The 18444-nt window shown below is 51.2% G+C and carries 19 protein-coding genes; 4 read left to right on the top strand and 15 right to left on the bottom strand.

The features are described 5' to 3' along the window. Positions 1–2: 2 nt before the first annotated feature. The 3 genes from I2H39_RS29560 to I2H39_RS27840 are packed head-to-tail and all read right to left on the bottom strand — an operon-like array spanning position 3 to position 2625. Positions 3–125 carry a hypothetical protein gene (locus I2H39_RS29560; RefSeq protein ID WP_275892405.1) on the bottom strand — a complete coding sequence of 41 codons (123 nt, stop codon included), beginning with the start codon at positions 123–125 and terminating at the stop codon, positions 3–5. Positions 126–151: 26 nt separating this feature from the next. Continuing rightward, positions 152–1345 carry a dicarboxylate/amino acid:cation symporter gene (locus I2H39_RS27845; RefSeq protein ID WP_138310081.1) on the bottom strand — a complete coding sequence of 398 codons (1194 nt, stop codon included), beginning with the start codon at positions 1343–1345 and terminating at the stop codon, positions 152–154. Positions 1346–1347: 2 nt separating this feature from the next. Further along, positions 1348–2625 carry an L-serine ammonia-lyase, iron-sulfur-dependent, subunit alpha gene (locus tag I2H39_RS27840; protein WP_138310080.1) on the bottom strand — a complete coding sequence of 426 codons (1278 nt, stop codon included), beginning with the start codon at positions 2623–2625 and terminating at the stop codon, positions 1348–1350. A 173-nt stretch (positions 2626–2798) separates the two neighbouring features. Here I2H39_RS27840 and I2H39_RS27835 point away from each other — a divergent pair, with 173 nt between their 5' ends. Beyond that, a complete protein-coding gene (locus I2H39_RS27835; protein WP_195628036.1) occupies positions 2799–3692 on the top strand; it encodes a LysR family transcriptional regulator in 894 nt (297 codons plus the stop codon). 141 nt (positions 3693–3833) lie between these two features. Here I2H39_RS27835 and leuD read toward each other — a convergent pair whose 3' ends face one another. Then, complete coding sequence (gene leuD / locus I2H39_RS27830; RefSeq protein WP_195628035.1) at positions 3834–4319, bottom strand: 3-isopropylmalate dehydratase small subunit; 486 nt, start codon at positions 4317–4319, stop codon at positions 3834–3836. Positions 4320–4363: 44 nt separating this feature from the next. Continuing rightward, positions 4364–5626 (bottom strand): 3-isopropylmalate dehydratase large subunit, encoded by a 1263-nt coding sequence (leuC, locus tag I2H39_RS27825; protein WP_138310076.1) that lies wholly within the window; start codon positions 5624–5626, stop codon positions 4364–4366. Positions 5627–5778: 152 nt separating this feature from the next. Here leuC and I2H39_RS27820 point away from each other — a divergent pair, with 152 nt between their 5' ends. Further along, positions 5779–6660 (top strand): LysR family transcriptional regulator, encoded by an 882-nt coding sequence (locus I2H39_RS27820; protein ID WP_138310075.1) that lies wholly within the window; start codon positions 5779–5781, stop codon positions 6658–6660. 119 nt (positions 6661–6779) lie between these two features. Here the strand turns inward: I2H39_RS27820 and ilvC are convergent, their stop codons facing one another. From ilvC to I2H39_RS27780, 8 genes are all read right to left on the bottom strand, one after another. Further along, complete coding sequence (ilvC, locus tag I2H39_RS27815) at positions 6780–7790, bottom strand: ketol-acid reductoisomerase (RefSeq protein ID WP_138310074.1); 1011 nt, start codon at positions 7788–7790, stop codon at positions 6780–6782. A 111-nt stretch (positions 7791–7901) separates the two neighbouring features. After that, positions 7902–8405, bottom strand: a complete 504-nt coding sequence (gene ilvN / locus I2H39_RS27810) for an acetolactate synthase small subunit (RefSeq protein WP_138310073.1) — start codon at positions 8403–8405, stop codon at positions 7902–7904. 125 nt (positions 8406–8530) lie between these two features. Then, entirely contained in the window at positions 8531–9199 is a 669-nt protein-coding gene (locus I2H39_RS27805) for an HAD family hydrolase (protein ID WP_195628034.1), read from the bottom strand. 65 nt (positions 9200–9264) lie between these two features. After that, entirely contained in the window at positions 9265–10110 is an 846-nt protein-coding gene (nudC, locus tag I2H39_RS27800; RefSeq protein ID WP_330640844.1) for an NAD(+) diphosphatase, read from the bottom strand. A 169-nt stretch (positions 10111–10279) separates the two neighbouring features. Further along, positions 10280–10462, bottom strand: coding sequence for an HPr family phosphocarrier protein (locus I2H39_RS27795; protein ID WP_138310071.1), 183 nt, complete (start codon positions 10460–10462; stop codon positions 10280–10282). A 41-nt stretch (positions 10463–10503) separates the two neighbouring features. Continuing rightward, on the bottom strand, positions 10504–11898 hold the full coding sequence (locus I2H39_RS27790; protein WP_195628033.1) for an MATE family efflux transporter: 1395 nt from the start codon (positions 11896–11898) through the stop codon (positions 10504–10506). A 139-nt stretch (positions 11899–12037) separates the two neighbouring features. Further along, positions 12038–12988 (bottom strand): SPFH domain-containing protein, encoded by a 951-nt coding sequence (locus I2H39_RS27785; RefSeq protein WP_195628032.1) that lies wholly within the window; start codon positions 12986–12988, stop codon positions 12038–12040. A gap of 21 nt (positions 12989–13009) precedes the next feature. Then, positions 13010–13462, bottom strand: a complete 453-nt coding sequence (locus I2H39_RS27780) for an NfeD family protein (protein ID WP_138310068.1) — start codon at positions 13460–13462, stop codon at positions 13010–13012. Positions 13463–13681: 219 nt separating this feature from the next. Between I2H39_RS27780 and I2H39_RS27775 the strand changes: the two genes are divergently transcribed. Together I2H39_RS27775 and I2H39_RS27770 are read left to right on the top strand one after the other, a co-directional pair. Continuing rightward, positions 13682–14695 carry an asparaginase gene (locus I2H39_RS27775; RefSeq protein WP_138310067.1) on the top strand — a complete coding sequence of 338 codons (1014 nt, stop codon included), beginning with the start codon at positions 13682–13684 and terminating at the stop codon, positions 14693–14695. A gap of 44 nt (positions 14696–14739) precedes the next feature. Further along, on the top strand, positions 14740–15750 hold the full coding sequence (locus tag I2H39_RS27770) for a MarR family transcriptional regulator (protein WP_138310066.1): 1011 nt from the start codon (positions 14740–14742) through the stop codon (positions 15748–15750). A 115-nt stretch (positions 15751–15865) separates the two neighbouring features. On the opposite strand, the gene I2H39_RS27765 is transcribed toward I2H39_RS27770, so the two are convergent. Next, complete coding sequence (locus I2H39_RS27765; protein WP_195628031.1) at positions 15866–17050, bottom strand: M20 family metallopeptidase; 1185 nt, start codon at positions 17048–17050, stop codon at positions 15866–15868. Position 17051: 1 nt separating this feature from the next. Continuing rightward, positions 17052–18443, bottom strand: a complete 1392-nt coding sequence (locus I2H39_RS27760; protein ID WP_195628030.1) for an amidohydrolase — start codon at positions 18441–18443, stop codon at positions 17052–17054. Position 18444 lies beyond the last annotated feature (1 nt).

Genomic DNA, 18444 nt, shown 5'->3' with positions numbered 1-18444 from the left:
TCTTAAGTAAAAAGACCGGCTTTGCCAGCCGGTCCTTTCCGTTTGGCTCTTGAATTCATTATATATCCTATAGTTACTATAGGTTCAAGAGCAAATTTGGTTTTATTATAAATTGCTATATTCATATTAGTCAAACTTATAAATCAATTCATTACAGCCCGCTTTCAATCTTCTGCCTTTTAATCCCGTGTTTCTCGGCAAAGCCTGTGAGAATCATGGTCAGGGCGCCGTCGCCGGTCACATTGCATGCGGTTCCAAAGCTGTCCTGAAGGGCAAAAATGGTAAGCATCAGGGCAGTACCCGTCTCGTCAAATCCCAGCACGCCTGTAATCAGCCCCAGGGAGGCCATAACCGTGCCTCCCGGAACACCGGGCGCTCCGATGGCAAACACGCCTAACAGGGCGCAGAACAGCAGCATGGTGCCCAGGGACGGAATGGTTCCGTAAAGAATCTTGGATATGGTCATGACAAAGAATACCTCTGTCAGAACAGAACCGCACAGATGGATATTGGCAAACAGCGGAATGCCGAAGTCCACCATGTCATCCCTGAGGGGCGGCTGCGACTTCTTGGCGCAGCGCAGGGCAACCGCCAGTGTGGCCGCAGACGACATGGTTCCTACTGCGGTAATATAGGCAGGACCGTAATTCTTTATGACATCCAGCGGATTCTTGCCCGAGTAGGCGCCGCCGATGGCGTACAGCAGGGCCAGCCAGATGTAATGTCCAATCATGACAATGATAACTACCTGGATGAACACCGGAAGCTGTTTTGTAATAGTTCCCTCATAGGAGAGGGCGCAGAATGTAAATGCGATAAATACAGGAAGGATGGGAATAACCACCCTGGTAACAATGGAGAGCACAATCTGCTGAAATTCTTCCAGCACCTCCGTAATCACTGCGGCCTTGGTCCAGGTGGCAGCCAGGCCCAGAAGCAGCGAGAACACCAGGGCGCTCATCACGGGCATGATTTGAGGTATATCCAGCTGGAACACAATTTGGGGCAAATCCTTTAATCCCTCCACCTCAGTGGCAATGGACAGGTGAGGAATCATAAGGAAACCTGCCGTCATGGCAAAAAGGGCTGCTCCGATGGATGAAACATAGGCGATGGTAATGGCAACTCCCAGCATTTTGGATGCATTGTTCCCCAGCCTTGTTATGGAAGGGGCAATGAATCCGATGATGATGAGCGGTACACAGAAAACAATGACCTGATTCAGGATGTATTTGATTGTCACAACAACATGCATGAGGCCGTTCCCGGCCAGCTGGCCCACAATGATGCCCAGGATGACTCCCAGAAGCAACCGGAACGGTAAACTGCCTGTTATTTTTTTCATACTTATTCTCCAATCATGATTTTTATGATTTCCTCATTGGTCTCCTTCATCCCTTCTTTTCCAAGGCGACCAACGTTCTTAAGTGTGGCCTCGACACCCTTGGTGACAATGCCGTCTCCCCCGTAAAACTGCTGACCGCGTATATACATGTTGTATCCCAGGATTCCCGCATCCACTGCCGAGGCAATCTTGGCTGCACAGGAAGCCTTTGCCCCGTCACAGACAATGCCGGACACAATGGCAAGGGCGTTCACAACCGTATGTACGACTTCTTCAAAACCGCCGCCGCACAGGTAAGCAATGCCTGCGCCAGCGCCTGCGCCTGCACTGACAGCACCGCAGTAAGCGGACAGCCTGCCAATGGGCGTCTTCTGATGGATGGCTGTCAGGTTGGACAGGGCCAGCGCCCTGTACTTCTTATCCTCATCCACCTTCAATTCCTCTGCGTATACCAGCACGGGAACAGAGGCAGTGATACCCTGGTTGCCGCTTCCCGAATTGATGATGACCGGCAGTTCACAGCCATTCATCCTGGCATCCGAACCTGCTGCCGCCATGGCCTTTGCCCTGGTGCGGACGTCATTTCCGGACATCTCCAGAAGAACGGAACCAATATTGGCGCCGTAATTCCCCTTCAGTCCCTCCTGTGCAATGGCCCAGTTGTACTTAATCTGACGGTCCAGTACTTCCCGGATATCCCCGATATCCACCGTATTGATGAAATCCCAGATATCCTCCATGTTCAGCAGGCTTCTGTCAGTCAGACCTTCCTCCTCCTCGCCTGCCACCTCAACCTGCTTAAGAATCTCCCCATTCTTTTCAACCAGCACAATATTGGTGTGGTAATTGGCGATACGGACCTTTGCGTAGGAATCCCCCTTATACAGAGTCACGATAATATCAAATGTGATGCCGTTATCCACATGCTCCACCCTGATTTCCGTATTGTCCAGGAATTCCTTCATCTGTCTGGTCTCATCTGGCGTAACTTCCGCAATCACCTCCAGTTCTTTGTCCGAATCTCCTGCCACGATTCCCGCTGCCGCTGCTGCCGGAATGCCCTTCAGATGATTCGTGTTAGGCACAATGACTGACTTCACATTCTTGATGATGCTTCCGCTGGCTCCTACCACAACACGGTCCGGCAGTTCCCCCAGCACTTTCCTGGCTGTGGCTGCCGCATAGGCAAGGGCAATGGGCTCTGTACATCCCATGGCAGGAAGCAGCTCCTCCTTCAGAATTTGAACATAAGCTCCGTACTTAACATTTGTTTTCTCCATGATGATTGTGATTCCTTTCTCATTTTAATTGATTATCCGGAAAATTACTATACATTTTGTATTGATTTCTGATTAACATTAATGTACCATAAAACCATATGGTTGTAAAATTTAATGTCTTTATAATATCGTTTAAAAATTTTTATACAAAATGAGCAAAGGAAATCTATTATATGGAACTACGGGAGATTGCCGCCTTCCTTCAGGTGGCGCAGTTAAAGAGCTTTTCCAAGGCGGCAAAACAGCTGGGATATTCCCAGGCAGCCGTCACCATTCAAATTAAGCAGCTGGAGCAGGAGCTGAACGTCCATCTCTTTGACCGCATCGGCAAGCAGACCACCCTGACCCACCAGGGAGCCCTGTTCTACGAACACGCTGTCTCTGTCATGAAGGAGCTGGAACACGCAAAAGATGCAGTCACCCATGTATCCGTGCTTACCGGCAGCCTGTGCCTGGGAACCATCGAATCCATTTGCGCCACCATATTCCCGGAGCTTCTCAGGGAATACCACCGGCTCTATCCCAGAGTCAACATCCGGCTAATCACGGATTCCCCCGAAACACTGTTAGAGATGATGAACAGCAATGCCATTGATATAGTGTATTTCCTGGATAAGCGTATGTATGACAGCAAATGGATAAAAGTCCTGGAAGAACCGGAGGATATTGTGTTCGTCACTTCTTCCCGGCATCCCCTTGTGGGCCGGGACAGCCTGGACCTGGACCAGGTCATTGAACAGCCCTTCATCCTCACCGAACGAAACGCCAGCTACCGGTTCATCCTGGACCAGTACCTGGCTGCCCAGGAAAAGCAAATACAGCCCTTCCTGGAAATCGGCAATACGGAATTCATCATCAGCCTGCTGAGAAAGAACCTGGGCGTTTCCTTTCTGCCGGAATTCACCATTCACAGGGACATCATCAAAGGGGAGCTGGCTGTGCTGGATGTCAGGGATTTCTATATGAGAACCTGGCGCCAGATTGTTTATCATAAGGACAAGTGGGTTACCAGGGAGATGGATGCCTTTATACGGCTGGCCAGGGGAATGGGGTCAGCCGCCGTATAATATTACAGTATTGTATCCTCATATAAAACCGTCATGATATCTGAAAATCAAGGCATCTGCACCAGCAATGTTTCAATTGCAGCGCAGATGCCCTGTTTTAGTCAGTTTGATTCATAATTAAAATGAACCTATTATCTAAAATTATTGTCCGTTAATATAATTCACCAGTCCGCCGGCCGTAATGATTTTCTGCATAAAAGCAGGGAAAGACTGGCCCTGATAAGTCTCTCCTTTGGTCTTATTGGTTATGATTCCGGTGTCAAAATCAACTTCCACCTCATCCCCTGCCTCAATGGCCCTGGCCGCCTCCCGGCACTCAATAATGGGAAGGCCGATGTTAATGGAATTCCTGTAGAAAATACGGGCAAATGTCTCCGCAATAACGCAGCTCACTCCCGCGCACTTAATGGCCAGCGGCGCGTGTTCCCTGGAGGAACCGCAGCCGAAATTCTTGTTGGCCACAATGATGTCCCCCTTCCGGACCTTGTTCACAAATTCCTTATCAATATCCTCCATACAATGCTTTGCCAGCTCATCCCCCTGGGTGGCGTTTAAATATCTGGCCGGAATGATGACGTCCGTATCCACATTGTCACCGTATTTAAAAACGTGTCCGCATGCTTTCATGTTCAGTCTCCTTTTCCTTTCACAATGATATTGCTTTTATACCGTTAATCCAGCTGGCACGGGCAGATGATTTTCCCTGCCACAGCACTTGCGGCAGCCACTGCCGGGCTGGCCAGATATACTTCTGAATCCACGTGTCCCATACGGCCCACAAAGTTACGGTTGGTTGTGGAGATACACCTCTCGCCGGCAGCAAGGATGCCCATGTAGCCGCCCAGACACGGACCGCAGGTAGGTGTGCTCACCACGGCTCCCGCCTCAATGAAAATCTCCAGCAGTCCTTCCCTCATTGCCTGAAGGTAGATGGACTGGGTGGCCGGAATCACGATGCAGCGCACGCCCTTGGCAATCTTCCTGCCCTTTAACACCTCTGCGGCGATTCTCATATCCTCAATACGTCCGTTGGTGCAGGAACCAATAACCGCCTGGTCCACCGTCACATCCCCTACCTGGTCAATGGTCCTGGTATTGGAGGGAAGATGGGGGAAGGATACGGTAGGCTTTAGCTCTGACAAATCAATGACATATGTCTCATCGTACTCCGCGTCCTCATCCGCCTCATATACGGTAAATTCACGTTTGGAATGTTCCTTCATATACTCAATGGCCAGCTCATCCACCGGGAAGATTCCGTTCTTTCCCCCGGCCTCAATCGCCATGTTGCAGATGGTAAAACGGTCATCCATGGAAAGGTTCCTGATTCCCTCTCCCACAAACTCCATGGACCTGTACAGGGCGCCGTCCACCCCAATCATGCCGATAATATGCAGGATAACATCCTTGCCGCTGACCCACCTGGACGGCTTGCCCACCAGTTCAAATCTGATGGCGGAGGGCACTTTGAACCAGGCCTTGCCCGTTACCATGCCGGCAGCCATATCCGTGCTTCCCACACCCGTTGAAAATGCTCCCAGGGCTCCGTATGTACATGTGTGGGAGTCTGCGCCAATGACAGCGTCACCAGCCACCACCAGTCCTTTTTCCGGCAGAAGGGCATGCTCGATTCCCATCTCTCCCACATCAAAATAATTGGTTATCTCATGGCGGCAGGCAAACTCCCTGCAGCACTTGCAGTTCTCAGCTGACTTTATATCCTTGTTGGGTATAAAATGGTCCATAACCAGGGCAATCTTGTCCTTGTCAAACACGGTTTTCCTGTCCATCTTCTTCATCTCGTTGATGGCAACAGGAGAAGTGATGTCATTTCCCAGCACTAAATCCAAATCCGCCTCTATTAGCTGTCCTGCCTTCACTTCCTCAAGTCCTGCGTGGGCAGCCAGGATTTTCTGGCTCATGGTCATTCCCATAACTTATTTCCTCCTTCAATATCCTTCTCTTTAATTAATTCCTCGAAATTATATCATCCGTGCTTTACATTTTAGCATATGTATTGTTATAATAAAAATACATAATATGAATGGGATATATGAAAAAATGTTATACAGCAGGAGGGGATTCCATGGAACAGAACCTGTCCCAATACAAGATATTTTATGAAGTGGCAAAAGCAGGCAACATATCCAAGGCAGCAAAGGAGCTCTACATCAGCCAGCCGGCCATCAGCAAAGCCATCAGCAAGCTGGAGGACAGTCTTGGCCTGTCCCTGTTTACCCGCAGTTCCCGCGGAGTACAGCTCACCTCTGAGGGTGAAATTTTATTTGAACATACCAGGGAGGCATTTGACGCCCTGGACCGGGGCGAGCAGGAACTGAAGCGGATTCAGGAATTTGACATCGGACACCTCAGGATTGGCGTCAGCAACACACTGTGCAAATACATCCTGCTTCCCTATTTGAAAACCTTCATTGACCAGTACCCCCATATGAAGGTCACCATAGAGAGCCAGGCCACAGCCCAGACCCTGACCCGCCTGGAGCAGCAGAAGATTGACCTGGGACTGGTTGCCGAACCCTCGGTCCGCCGTGACCTGGCCTTTATCCCGGTTATGGATATCCAGGACACCTTTGTCACCACCCCCAGTTATCTGGAGAACCTGTATCTGAGAGAGGGCCAGGATACCAGTCTGTTTGAGACAGGCAACATCATGCTTTTGGATACCAGCAACATGACCCGGCACCACGTGGACGAATACATGGCTGAGAACAACATCTTCCCCCATCAGATTCTGGAAGTGACCACCATGGACCTGTTGATTGAATTTGCCAAGATTGGCCTGGGCATTGCCTGCGTTATCAAGGAGCTGGTGCAGAAGGAGCTGGACAGCGGCCTGCTGGTAGAGATTCCCCTGGATATTCCCATCCACCGCAGGACCATCGGCTTTGCCTACCATCCCGCCAACCAGGCCATGGCCCTAAAAACATTCCTGGAGTTCCTGTACTGATTTCCGGAACACACGCCAAAACAGGCGGATACCCCTTTTCCTTCCGGGGCATCCGCCTGTTTTCCATTGTATCCGCTGCCGCAGATACAATCTATGTAGCACTATGCTGCATCTTCATACTAGTTATTAATCAGTTTGTCCGTATCATTCCAGCTGTACAGCTTTCTCAGCTCTGCTCCCACCTTCTCAAGGGGCTGCTCTGCCTCATTCTTCCTCATGGCATTGAAATGGGGGCAGCCGACCTGATTCTCAAGAAGCCACTCTTTTGCAAAGGAGCCGTCCTGGATATCGGACAGAATCTTCTTCATGGCCTTCTTGGTCTCGTCGGTTACAATCTTTGGTCCGGTGATGTAATCGCCGTACTCAGCTGTGTTGGAGATAGAATAACGCATGCCTGCAAAACCGCTCTCATAAATAAGGTCCACAATCAGCTTCATCTCATGCACACACTCAAAATATGCATTCTCAGGAGCATAGCCGGCTTCCACCAGTGTCTCAAATCCCGCCTTCATCAGAGCGCACACACCGCCGCAGAGCACTGCCTGCTCGCCAAACAGGTCTGTTTCGGTCTCTACCCTGAAGGTAGTCTCCAGGATACCGGCTCTTGCGCCGCCGATTCCCTGTCCATAAGCCAATGCCATATCCATGGCCTTGCCTGTGGCGTCCTGGTAAACAGCTACCAGACATGGGGTTCCTCTGCCTCTCTGATACTCGCTTCTAACGGTATGGCCCGGTGCCTTGGGCGCAATCATGGTAACGTCCACATCCTTAGGCGGAACAATCTGTCCGAAGTGGATGGCGAAACCATGGGCAAACATCAGCATCATTCCCGGACGCAGATTGGGCGCAATGGACTCCTTATACATGGCTGCCTGCTTCTCATCGTTAATCAGAATCATGATGACATCTGCCTTTTTGGATGCCTCAGCTGCTGTATATACCTCAAATCCCTGCTCTTCCGCCTTCTTCCAGGAACGGCTGCCCTCATACAGGCCTACAATTACATTGCACCCTGACTCCTTTAAGTTTAAAGCATGTGCATGTCCCTGGCTGCCGTAACCAATCACAGCAATGGTCTTGCCCTCCAGTAATGACATATTACAATCTTCCTGATAAAAAATCTTTGGCATTGCTCTCTTCCTCCTTCAATTCCTTTGAACTTGAATCTTAAATAATATATGTTTAAGGCAACAAAACCGACGACTCTCTGTCCGCCTTTGGCCGCCCCCTTAAGCCTCTTTTTATGGCAGCATCCTGATATCCTCTGCGCCTCTCTCCAGTCCTGTAAGGCCTGTGCGGGCCAGCTCCAGGATTTCATAATCCTCCAGCAGGTTAATCAGCGCATCCAGCTTGGACTGGTCCCCTGTCAGCATAACGGTCAAGGAATCTTTTCCCACATCCACAATGGTGGCGCGGAAGATACTGGATATGGCGCTGACAGACTGGCGGTCGCTGGCATTGGCCCGTACCTTTACCATCATCAGTTCCCTGTATACGGAACGGTCCGGCTTCAGCTCCTTGATATCCCTTACATCCTCCAGCTTATTGAGCTGGTTCTTAATCTGCTCCAGGACGGTCTGGTCTCCAAGGGAAACCACAGTCATTCTGGAGTACCGCGGGTCAGCGGTGACACCTACAGTCAGACTCTCAATATTATATCCGCGGCGGCTGAACAGCCCGGCCACACGGGCCAGCACACCTGCCGTATTGTCCACAAGCAGCGATAACACGATTCTGTCGTCCATCTAATCCCACCCTCTCATCTGATGGCAAGTGCAAAAGCAGCTGCCTTCTTAATAGTAATTTCAATCATAGCAACCATTGTTCTATTTGTCAATTGCATAATAGGAATGGTTATTATGAGTTCAGGTTATAGTGATAGAAGTAAATCCCTTAATTCCCCTACTGTCCCTGCAATCCAGGCAGGTTTGCAGGCATCCATCTCCTGGCGGTCTCCATAACCGTAGAGTACACCCACACATTCCATGCCGCACTCCCTGGCTCCCAGGACATCGTGTTCCCTGTCCCCCACCATTACGCAGCGGCCAATTGTTTCATTATCTGAATCCAGGCCGCACTGTTCCAGCACATAGCGGATTACATCCGCCTTGCGCACCCGCGTTTCCCCCATATCGGCCCCGCCGATGAAATCAAAGTACTCCGCCATGTCGAAGTACTCCAGTATCCTCTTGGCAAACTCCTCGGGCTTGGAGGTTGCCACCAGCAGCACCCTTCCGGCCTCCTTCAGTGCTTCCAGCATTTCCTTTATGCCCGGATACACCTTATTCTCAGCCCAGCCCCGGTCACTGAAATACTCCCTGTATACCTGAACGCCCTCCCATGCCTGCTCATCGGAAAAGCCATAATACTTCTGATAGCTGTCCTTCAGGGGCGGCCCTATGAAAGGCGTCAGGCTGTCCAGGTCATCTTCCTGTATCCCAAAATGCTTCAGTGCATACTGCACTGACTTGGTGATTCCTTCCTTTGGATCTGTCAGTGTCCCATCCAAGTCAAATAAAATGTAATCCTTACGGTTCATAGTCACTTCTCCTTTTATATATCGCTGCCGGTCATATACGGTTTCCCGCCGGACACCGCTGTCCGCTATATCTTCCCGTCCTTAAAAGCCTTCATCATTTCATGCCCCACACTGATATATGGGCCGTATTCCACAATTTCATCCCGCGTAAACCATCCGGCCTCGCACAGCTCCTCTTCCTCCAGGCGTATGGTATCATCCCCGTCCAGCTCAGCTGTGAATCCCACCATCTCCGTATCGGAAAATGCCCAGGGCTGGCTTTTATAATAGCGGATGTTCTTCACCTTAAGACCCACTTCCTCCATAACCTCCCTGTGCACGCAGTCCTCAAAGGTCTCTCCAATCTCCACAAACCCGGCAATCAGCGCATAATTGCGGTAAGCGCCTCTGGCGTACCGGGACATCAGAAGCTTGTCCCCATTGGTAATGGCCACAATAACAGCCGGACTGATTTTGGGATATTCCGTCTGCCCGCAGGAAGGGCAGACCAAAGACCGTTCCGTTGTACCGGGCTCTGTCTTTACGCCGCAGTGGCCGCAAAACCGCCTGCTCTGCATCCACCGGTAAAGCTGGCTGCCTGTTATGCCTGCAAACGCCTGATAAAGAGGTTCGAAATTCCGGAACACGGTCAGCGGCTCCATGTAAAAACCGCCGAATTCCGGCACTGCCATATCCGTCACGCAGTAATAGGCCCTGTCATCAATGGAAAACAGGTACTGCGCCCTGTCTGAGAAATCTCCTTCCTGCTTCAGCTCCCCAAAGGTTGGAATCACACTCCCCCTTTCACTTTTTAAAAGCATTACCTTATTATATTCGTAGTACAGCAGGTAATCCCTGTCCACAGGTTCCTTCCTCCTGAATACAGGGTCATATGTATGAGGTGCAATATCCTGAATCATGGTTCCTGCCATCGTCCTTTCCGGTCTGTTTATCTTAAACATTCAGCCTGTAAAAATATATTTGGTGTCTATTGTATCACAGGAACGGTCCAAAGTAAAACCTTCCTTTCAAATCAGGCTGAATCAGCGGAGCTGATACGGAAAAAGGACGCCCCTGCATCAGGTACGTCCTTTTCATCTCTCAGTCATGAATCACAACATTCAATTTTTTATGAATCCCCAGACTGAGGATTCCCAGTATGGACTTTCCGTCCACCATGCAGCTGCCGCAGCACACATCAATATCCTCGGGCTGCTTCTCGCTCTGCCGTACAAACTGTTTTACATCCTCCACTGAATCAAACATGACTTCCTTCGTTGTCATATAGGCGCCTCCTGCATTTTTATACAGAAAGTCTTCCCATATCAGAAGGGCTTATACACGCCAAACCTTTTTTTAAGAGGCTTAAGCTTCCACCGTCTGAGACTGCTGAAAAAGTAATAATAGATTACAAACGCAACCGTGGTCAGGCTCCAGGTCAAAGGATAACAGAAGGCTGCACCTATGATGGTGTGGTAATGAGGCAGCACAAACATAATCCACAGCACCCTGACCGCGCACACGCCGATGCCTGTGATGATGAGAGGCATCCAGGCGTCCCCCACGCCCCTTAAGGTACCGGAAAGTATCTCAATGGCAATATAGGTAATGAAGGTGGGAACCATGAAATGCAGCAAATCCATACTGATAGCCTGCACCTGCTGGTCTGTGGTGAACAGCTCTACCAGAAGATGGCCGCCGTTATACAGCACCACTCCCACGGACGCTGTCAGCACCACGCCAATCACCATACAGGCGCCGGCTCCCTTCCGCACACGGTCCAGACGGCCGGCCCCGAAATTCTGCCCCACAAAGGTGGTGGCGGATATGCCGAGGGCATTAATCATCATCCAGTACAGGCCGTCCACCTTGCCGTAGGTGGCCCATGCAGTTACATTATCTGTTCCCAGGGTATTGACGCCGGCCTGGATAATGACATTGGATATGTTGTACATAACGGACTGCATTCCTGCGGGAATGCCGATTCGGACAATTCTCTGGAGCATCCGCTGGTCAATGCGCACCTTTTTCCATTCCAGCTTATACATATCGTCTGTCTTCATAAGAGCCCTGACCACAAGAACGGCGCTGAGCAGCTGGGATGTAATGGTTGCCAGGGCAGCGCCTGCCACCCCCATCCCCAGCACCGCTACCAGCAGCACATCCAGAATAATGTTGGTAAAGCAGCTGGCAATGAGAAAATACAGAGGCCGTCTGGAATCCCCGATGGCGCGCAGGATTCCGGCTCCCATGTTATAAACCAGGTTGACAATGATTCCAAGGAAATAAATCCGGATATACACCACCGCATGACCCATGACGTCCTCCGGCGTCTTCATGGCTTCCAGGGCCCAGGGAGAGCCCAGCAGTCCCACAATCATGAATATGACGCCGCCAATAACGGAAAAAGCAATGGATGTATGTACAGCCCAATGGACCTTATCCGCCTTCCTGGCGCCGTAAAACTGGGATATGACCACTGTTGCGCCGCTGGACAGGCCCACAAAAAAACCAACCAGCAGGTTAATCAGAGTGCTGGTGCTTCCTCCCACCGCCGCCAGGGCCTGTTTGCCCACAAAGCGGCCAACTACCATGGCATCCGCCGTATTATACAGCTGCTGGAAAAACGTTCCGAACAATATGGGAAAGAAAAACAGCAGCAGCTGTCCGAAAATACTTCCTTCCGTAATTCGGTTTCCCTTTACAACCTTTCCCTCCATACCTGCACCTCATGTCTGTACATTTTCATAAAGCTAAAAAATCATAAAGAATAAAACAGCACCCACCAGTTAAATCAGCTGATGGGTACTACCTTCAATTCCTATCTTATATCATGGATTGGCTTTTGTCCACTGGATTTTATTCGGATGCCTCATCTTTTGCCGCCACCTCTGCTATGGATTTCACCAGACCGGCGATTCCCTGGATATCCGAAGGAATGATAATCTTATTGGCCTTTCCGTTGGCCGCTGCCTGGAATGCCTCCAGACTCTTAAGCTGAAGCACTGCATTATCGGCCCCGGCTTCCTTGATGAAGCGGATACCGTCTGCCGTAGCCTTCTGTACCGAACGGATGGCCTCCGCCTGGCCCTGGGCCTCCTTAATCTTCTTTTCCTTCTCAGCCTCTGCCCGTAAGATGGCTGCTTCCTTTTCAGCCTCCGCATTCAGAACCGCGGATTCCTTGTTGCCTTCCGCCACCAGAATCATGGACTTCTTCTCGCCCTCGGCTCTCAGGATGGATTCACGGCGTTCACGCTCTGCCTTCATCTGTTTTTCCATGGCCTCCTGGATGGCTGCCGGAGGAATGATGTTCTTAAGCTCTACCCTGGTGACCTTAATGCCCCATGGGTCTGTGGCAATATCCAGAGACTCCTGCATCTTGGCATTGATAGTCTCTCTGGAGGTCAGCGTCTCGTCCAGTTCCAGGTCACCGATGATATTACGCAGGGTGGTGGCTGTCAGGTTCTCAATGGCAAGAAGGGGACGCTCCACGCCGTAAGCATACAGCTTCGGGTCCGTGATATAGAAAAATACAACGGTATCAATCTGCATGGTTACATTATCCTTGGTGATAACAGGCTGCGGCGGGAAATCCTCCACCTGTTCCTTCAGGTTCACCTTCTTGGCCACACGGTCAATAAAGGGAACCAGGAAATGAATACCCACGCTGTATGTGCCCAGATAGGCGCCCAGACGCTCCACCACCAGGGCCTGGGCCTGGGGTACGATTCTGATACAGGTGGACAGTATAAATAAAATAATAACTGCAATGACAATAAACGTGATGAATCCTCCGATTGCTCCAAACATATGAATCCTCCTTATGTTTCTTTATGCTTTTTCCACTTCATGTTCCTGCTCTGCCGCCGCCACCATCAGCTTTGCCCCGCTGACAGCAGATATGACCACTACATCACCTGTCTCAAAGGTATCCCCCTCCTTTGCCGCCCTTGCAAGCCAGGTTTCGCCGGCCAGGGTGGCGGTCCCTGTACCGGCCACATTATCAATCCGGTCCTTGACCACGGCCTTACGGCCTGTAAGGCTGTCAACATTGGTTTTCGTTCTCTTGCTGTACAGGTACTTGTACGCAAAGGGACGGACCATGAGAAACAAAACGAAGGACACTGCCACAAACACGGCCAGCTGGGGATACAGACCTCCGCCGCATACCTGAACCACCAGCGCTGCCAGGGAACCTCCGGCAAACCAGATACTGGTCAGGGATGTGGTGACTCCTTCCACTACCAAAAAAACTACAAACGCGATAAGCCAAATAAGGGACATGTAAATCTCCTTTCATCTGCACAGAATATGGAGAAAATTGGTTACTTATTCTTATTGTATCATAGTCAGACTTAAAATCAATCAAGGGATTGTAAATTTATCATATTCTTAATATAATTGTAAGCAGTACGAAAGTTTATGGCAGCAGCCAGGACAACACAGCTGCTGTTATTATATGTTTTTGCAGAAAGGTTATACTTACCGTAAAGGGGGCACGACATGAAACGCATACTCTTACTTGGAACAGGCGGCACCATTGCCTGCAAACGCACGGACAAAGGACTTAAGCCTGTCATTACACCGGATGAAATCCTGTCCTATGTGCCTGACAGCCAAAGCTACTGTGAAATCCACTCCATCCAGCTGATGAACATAGACAGCACCAACATCCAGCCCTGCCACTGGCTGGCCATTGAAAAAGCAATCGAGGAACATTACGGCCAATACGACGGTTTTGTCATTACCCACGGCACGGACACCATGGCCTATACGGCCGCAGCCCTGTCCTACCTGATTCAGCATTCGCCAAAGCCAATCATCATCACCGGAGCCCAGAAACCCATTGACATGGAGAACACGGATGCCAGGACCAATCTGGCCGACAGCCTTCTCTTTGCCTCCTGTCCCGGAGCCCATGACGTGAACATCGTCTTTGACGGCAAGGTCATTGCAGGCACCAGGGGCAAGAAGGAGTGGACAAAAAGCTACCATGCATTTTCCAGCATCAACTTTCCTTATGTGGCCATCATCCAGGACAGCCAGATAATCTTCTATCTGGACGACAAGGACAGGGACAAAGAGCCGGTCCGCTTCTACCGGGAGATGGTGGGGGATGTGGGACTCATGAAGCTGATTCCTTCCATGGACGCCTCCCTGCTGGATTACATGGCGGAGCATTACGATGCTGTCATCATAGAGTCCTTTGGCGTGGGAGGGCTGCCCTCCTACGAGGACGGGGATTACCATGGAGCCATCGCACGCTGGACCGGACTTGGAAAGACCGTCATCATGACCACCCAGGTCACCAATGAAGGCAGCGATATGTCCGTGTACGAGGTGGGCCGGAGCATCAAACAGGAGTTCGGGCTTCTGGAAGCATATGATATGACCCTGGAGGCAGTGGTCACAAAAATCATGTGGATACTGGGCCAGACAAAGGACCCTGTTCGGATACGCCGGATGTTCTACGAGACTGTGAACCGGGACATACTCTGGAAATGGAGCGAACAATAATATCCAGCCCTTTGGAGGCAGTATACCGACAGGAGATAACCGCCATGAAACTAGCAGTAATATTAACCCGCTTTTTAAAGGACTATGTGGAGTCCTATTTCAGCTCCCTTGCCCTTGACTGTGATTTATCTTATTTTATTTACAATGATTTTGCCCATGCAGGGGAATTATATATTGAACTGGAGAAATCCTATGACGGTTTTCTGGTCAGCGGACCTGTTCCAAGGGCAGCCATCTGCCGCAGGGTTCCGGTGCTGACCAGGCCCATTGTATCCTTTGGCAGCAATGCCCTCTGCTACTATGAGACATTTTTCCAGGTGCAGTATAAGGAACAGGACTTTTATCTGGAGCACGGATATTTTGACCTGCTGGAATGGCTTCCCGAAACAGTCCCCCTGCACCAGTACCTGGAACGGGGCCAGTTTAACCAGCTCATATACCAGGTATACCAGAACACCTCCACCTATTCCCTGGAGCAGCTGTGTGAGATGGAAAAGAAAATCAAGCTCAAACACATACGCCTCTGGAATGAGAAGAAAATCCAATACTCCGTAACCCGTTTCAGCAATATCATACAGGATTTGCTGGATGCCGGGGTGAAGACATATTTTGTCTATCCAAAATATGAGATACTGCAGGAATCCATTACCCTGCTGCTGCAGGAAATCCATCTGAAGACCATTGTACAGAACCAGAACGCCATCACCGCATTGAACCAGCAGTTTTCCGACGGCGCCTCTGTCATGGCTCCCCAGGTTCAGGATAATAATACCTCTTTCCCGGCATTAAGGTCCCAGAGCCAGCTGCTGTCCCGCAAAGCAGGCATCTCCGTATCCTATGCGGACCGCCTTCTATCAGCCCTGTCCGCCATGGACCGGGACTGCATCACGTCCCAGGCCCTGGCAGCAGCACTGCACATCACTCCCCGCAGCGCCAACCGCCTCCTGGGCAGGCTGTCCGCAACCGGCATTTTCCTGGAACTGGAACGGCAGCCGTCCTTTACCAGGGGGCGCCCGGAAAAGATTTACCAGTTCCATCCTGAATATATTTTATGACATCAGATAACGGAAGAGGCACGGGTATCCGCCGGATATTTCAGACAACGGCAGGCTTAAGACTCAGCAAAGCGGCCGGGGAGCATCCCCGGCCGCTTCACATTTCCGGCCATTCTCAATGAGCATTGAGCCATCTCACCGCACAGTGGGCAAATACAGCCACCCCATGCTTCATGCCGCTTTCATTGAATATTACCTTGGAATTATGGCTGATATATGGGTAGCCCTCCTGTTTGTCACCCAAGCTGACCCTGAACAGAACCCCCGGCACTTCTTTCAGGACTTCTGCAAAATCTTCTGCTCCCATAATCTGCGGGAGCATCATGGTTCCATCCTCTCCCACCAGTTCTCTGACATAGCCAAACATTTCATCGCCTACTTCATAGTCATTGACCGTGGCCGGCAGCTCGCTCAGGAACTCCACCTCCGCCCTGCCGCCGAACAGCGCTGCTGTCTGTTCTGATATTTCCCTCAAACGCCGTTTAGCCAGGTTTCTCACATCCTCCTCATAAGCCCGGATGCTGCCGCACATAAAGCCCTGTTCCGGTATCACGTTTCCTGCCCTGCCTGCGTTTATCTGCCCAATGGTCAGGGCCAGGGCGCTTCCCCTTGGCTTTTCCGAGCATTCAATGGACTGGAGGCCGTTATATATCTGGCAGAGAATCTGCACCGGGTTGACCCCGGATTCAGGGCTGGCCCCATGGGCGCTTTTGCCCCGGACCGTTATCCTGAACATATCGGCTGAGGCCATCATAGGGCCGCGGGTATATCCGATGATTCCCGTGGGCACATGGTCCCTTGCCACCACCTGATGCAATGCCATGCATGCGTCCACATCCGGCGAGCGCAGCACGCCTGCCTCCACCATGGCGCGGGCTCCGCCTCCGCCCTCTTCCCCGGGCTGGAACATGAGCTTGACCCTGCCCTTTAGCTGGTCCTTATGCTTCATAAGAAGCTTTGCCGCTCCCAGCAGCATGGCTGTATGGGTATCATGGCCGCAGGCATGGCTGATTCCCGGGCGCTTGCTGGCAAACCCAAGGCCGCTTTCCTCCTCAATGGGCAGTGCATCCATATCCGCCCTGAGAAGCAGAGTCTTTCCCGGCTTTTGGCTGTCCAGCACAGCAATGATTCCTGACCGGCCTATGTATTCCGGCTCATACCCCATGCTCTTTAATTCCTGTTCCACAAAAGCGGCTGTCTCCGGCAGGTCCATGAGCAGCTCCGGGTATTGGTGGACATGGCGCCTCCACCCAATCACTTCCTGCTCAATCTCTTCTGCTTCCTTTAAAAAATCCACCATGTCAATCCTCCTGCCAGGGCATCCTCATTCCGTCCGGTATGGGGCACTTATAGCTCCTGCCCTCCATCTGCCTGTCAAACTCTTCCTTTGCCTGCGCAATCAGTTCCGGCTTCTCAATCAGCTTAAGGCCGTATAATGCCATTACCTTAGCCGCGTAAATCATTCCCTTTTCACCGATGGTGCTTCCTGCACAGGAGGCGAACTGCCAGCTGTGGGCAGGCGCACCCATGTTGGTGCAGGCTGTAAAGAAGTAAGCGGTTGGCACCAGATGCATCACATCTCCCACATCCGTGGAGCCGTAGCTGTTAAAGCAGGTCACCTTTCCCGGACCAGTGTACAGATGTGTATCCGCAGGCAGTCCGTATTTCCTGGTGGTTGCCTTTGCTGCTTCCGCGGTCTGCCGGTCCAGCGCCTCTGCAAAGTCCAGCTCCTCCTCTGTCCATGGTTCCTGGGGAATCTCGTTCATGGCCTCCGCCACCACACCGGCCAGCACATGATTGTTCTGGGTGTTATAGCAGCCGCCAAGGAATTCTATTTCCAGCTCAGTCTCTGTCATCATGGCTGCGCCCTGCGCTACCTTTACAAGGCGTTCATACACATTTTCCACCACTTCCCTGGAAAACGCCCTCATGTAATACCATACCACGGCCTTATCCGGCACAATGTTGGGAGCCACTCCTCCGTCCACAATGGTGTAATGGATTCGCACATCGGAAGGCACATGCTCCCTCAGATAATTGGCGCCGATATCGGTCAGCTCCACTGCATCCAAAGCACTTCTGCCGTTTTCAGGCGCATTGGCTGCATGGGACGCCCTGCCGTAAAAATGGAATTTAACCGAATTCACTGCTGTGGACACTCCCACTGTTGCCTCATTGATTTTGTTGGGGTGGAAATTCACCGCCACATCCAGGCCCTCAAAGGCCCCTCCCTTTGCCATAAGGGGTTTGCCTGTCAGAAGCTCCTCTCCCGGGCATGCATAGAACACAATGGTTCCCGGAAGATTTCTCTGAACCATCTCCTCCTTAAGGCCAATCACGCCGGCCACATGGGCTGAACACAGCAGGTTATGGCCGCATCCGTGTCCATAGGCCTGTCCCTCCACCGGCTCCTTGTTGACCGAAACCTTCTGGCTGAGACCCGGCAGTGCGTCAAACTCACCCAAAAAACCCATAACCGGATGGCCGCTTCCATACACGGCTTTTATGGCCGTGGGCACGCCGCCTGCTCCTGTTTCCACCTGGAATCCTTCCTCCTGCAGCAGTTTCGCCACCTGTTCGCAGGCCTTGTATTCCTTAAAACCAGCTTCCGGATGATTCCAGATATATTGGCTCAGGCTGTGGATTTTCTCCCTTTTCCTCTCAATTTCCTCAATTGCAATCTGACCTGTCATA

Source organism: Clostridium sp. 1001283B150225_161107_B6, from assembly GCF_015556325.1.
Taxonomy (GTDB): Bacteria; Bacillota; Clostridia; order Lachnospirales; family Lachnospiraceae; genus Enterocloster.
Note: the sequence above shows the minus strand (reverse complement) of the source record. Positions and strands in the feature narration are given on the sequence as shown.

Coding starts and splice junctions, on each gene's coding strand:
- I2H39_RS29560 (WP_275892405.1), bottom strand. CDS start 125: ATGAATATAGCAATTTATAATAAAACCAAATTTGCTCTTGAACCTATA.
- I2H39_RS27845 (WP_138310081.1), bottom strand. CDS start 1,345: ATGAAAAAAATAACAGGCAGTTTACCGTTCCGGTTGCTTCTGGGAGTC.
- I2H39_RS27840 (WP_138310080.1), bottom strand. CDS start 2,625: ATGGAGAAAACAAATGTTAAGTACGGAGCTTATGTTCAAATTCTGAAG.
- I2H39_RS27835 (WP_195628036.1), top strand. CDS start 2,799: ATGGAACTACGGGAGATTGCCGCCTTCCTTCAGGTGGCGCAGTTAAAG.
- leuD (WP_195628035.1), bottom strand. CDS start 4,319: ATGAAAGCATGCGGACACGTTTTTAAATACGGTGACAATGTGGATACG.
- leuC (WP_138310076.1), bottom strand. CDS start 5,626: ATGGGAATGACCATGAGCCAGAAAATCCTGGCTGCCCACGCAGGACTT.
- I2H39_RS27820 (WP_138310075.1), top strand. CDS start 5,779: ATGGAACAGAACCTGTCCCAATACAAGATATTTTATGAAGTGGCAAAA.
- ilvC (WP_138310074.1), bottom strand. CDS start 7,790: ATGCCAAAGATTTTTTATCAGGAAGATTGTAATATGTCATTACTGGAG.
- ilvN (WP_138310073.1), bottom strand. CDS start 8,405: ATGGACGACAGAATCGTGTTATCGCTGCTTGTGGACAATACGGCAGGT.
- I2H39_RS27805 (WP_195628034.1), bottom strand. CDS start 9,199: ATGAACCGTAAGGATTACATTTTATTTGACTTGGATGGGACACTGACA.
- nudC (WP_330640844.1), bottom strand. CDS start 10,110: ATGGCAGGAACCATGATTCAGGATATTGCACCTCATACATATGACCCT.
- I2H39_RS27795 (WP_138310071.1), bottom strand. CDS start 10,462: ATGACAACGAAGGAAGTCATGTTTGATTCAGTGGAGGATGTAAAACAG.
- I2H39_RS27790 (WP_195628033.1), bottom strand. CDS start 11,898: ATGGAGGGAAAGGTTGTAAAGGGAAACCGAATTACGGAAGGAAGTATT.
- I2H39_RS27785 (WP_195628032.1), bottom strand. CDS start 12,988: ATGTTTGGAGCAATCGGAGGATTCATCACGTTTATTGTCATTGCAGTT.
- I2H39_RS27780 (WP_138310068.1), bottom strand. CDS start 13,462: ATGTCCCTTATTTGGCTTATCGCGTTTGTAGTTTTTTTGGTAGTGGAA.
- I2H39_RS27775 (WP_138310067.1), top strand. CDS start 13,682: ATGAAACGCATACTCTTACTTGGAACAGGCGGCACCATTGCCTGCAAA.
- I2H39_RS27770 (WP_138310066.1), top strand. CDS start 14,740: ATGAAACTAGCAGTAATATTAACCCGCTTTTTAAAGGACTATGTGGAG.
- I2H39_RS27765 (WP_195628031.1), bottom strand. CDS start 17,050: ATGGTGGATTTTTTAAAGGAAGCAGAAGAGATTGAGCAGGAAGTGATT.
- I2H39_RS27760 (WP_195628030.1), bottom strand. CDS start 18,443: ATGACAGGTCAGATTGCAATTGAGGAAATTGAGAGGAAAAGGGAGAAA.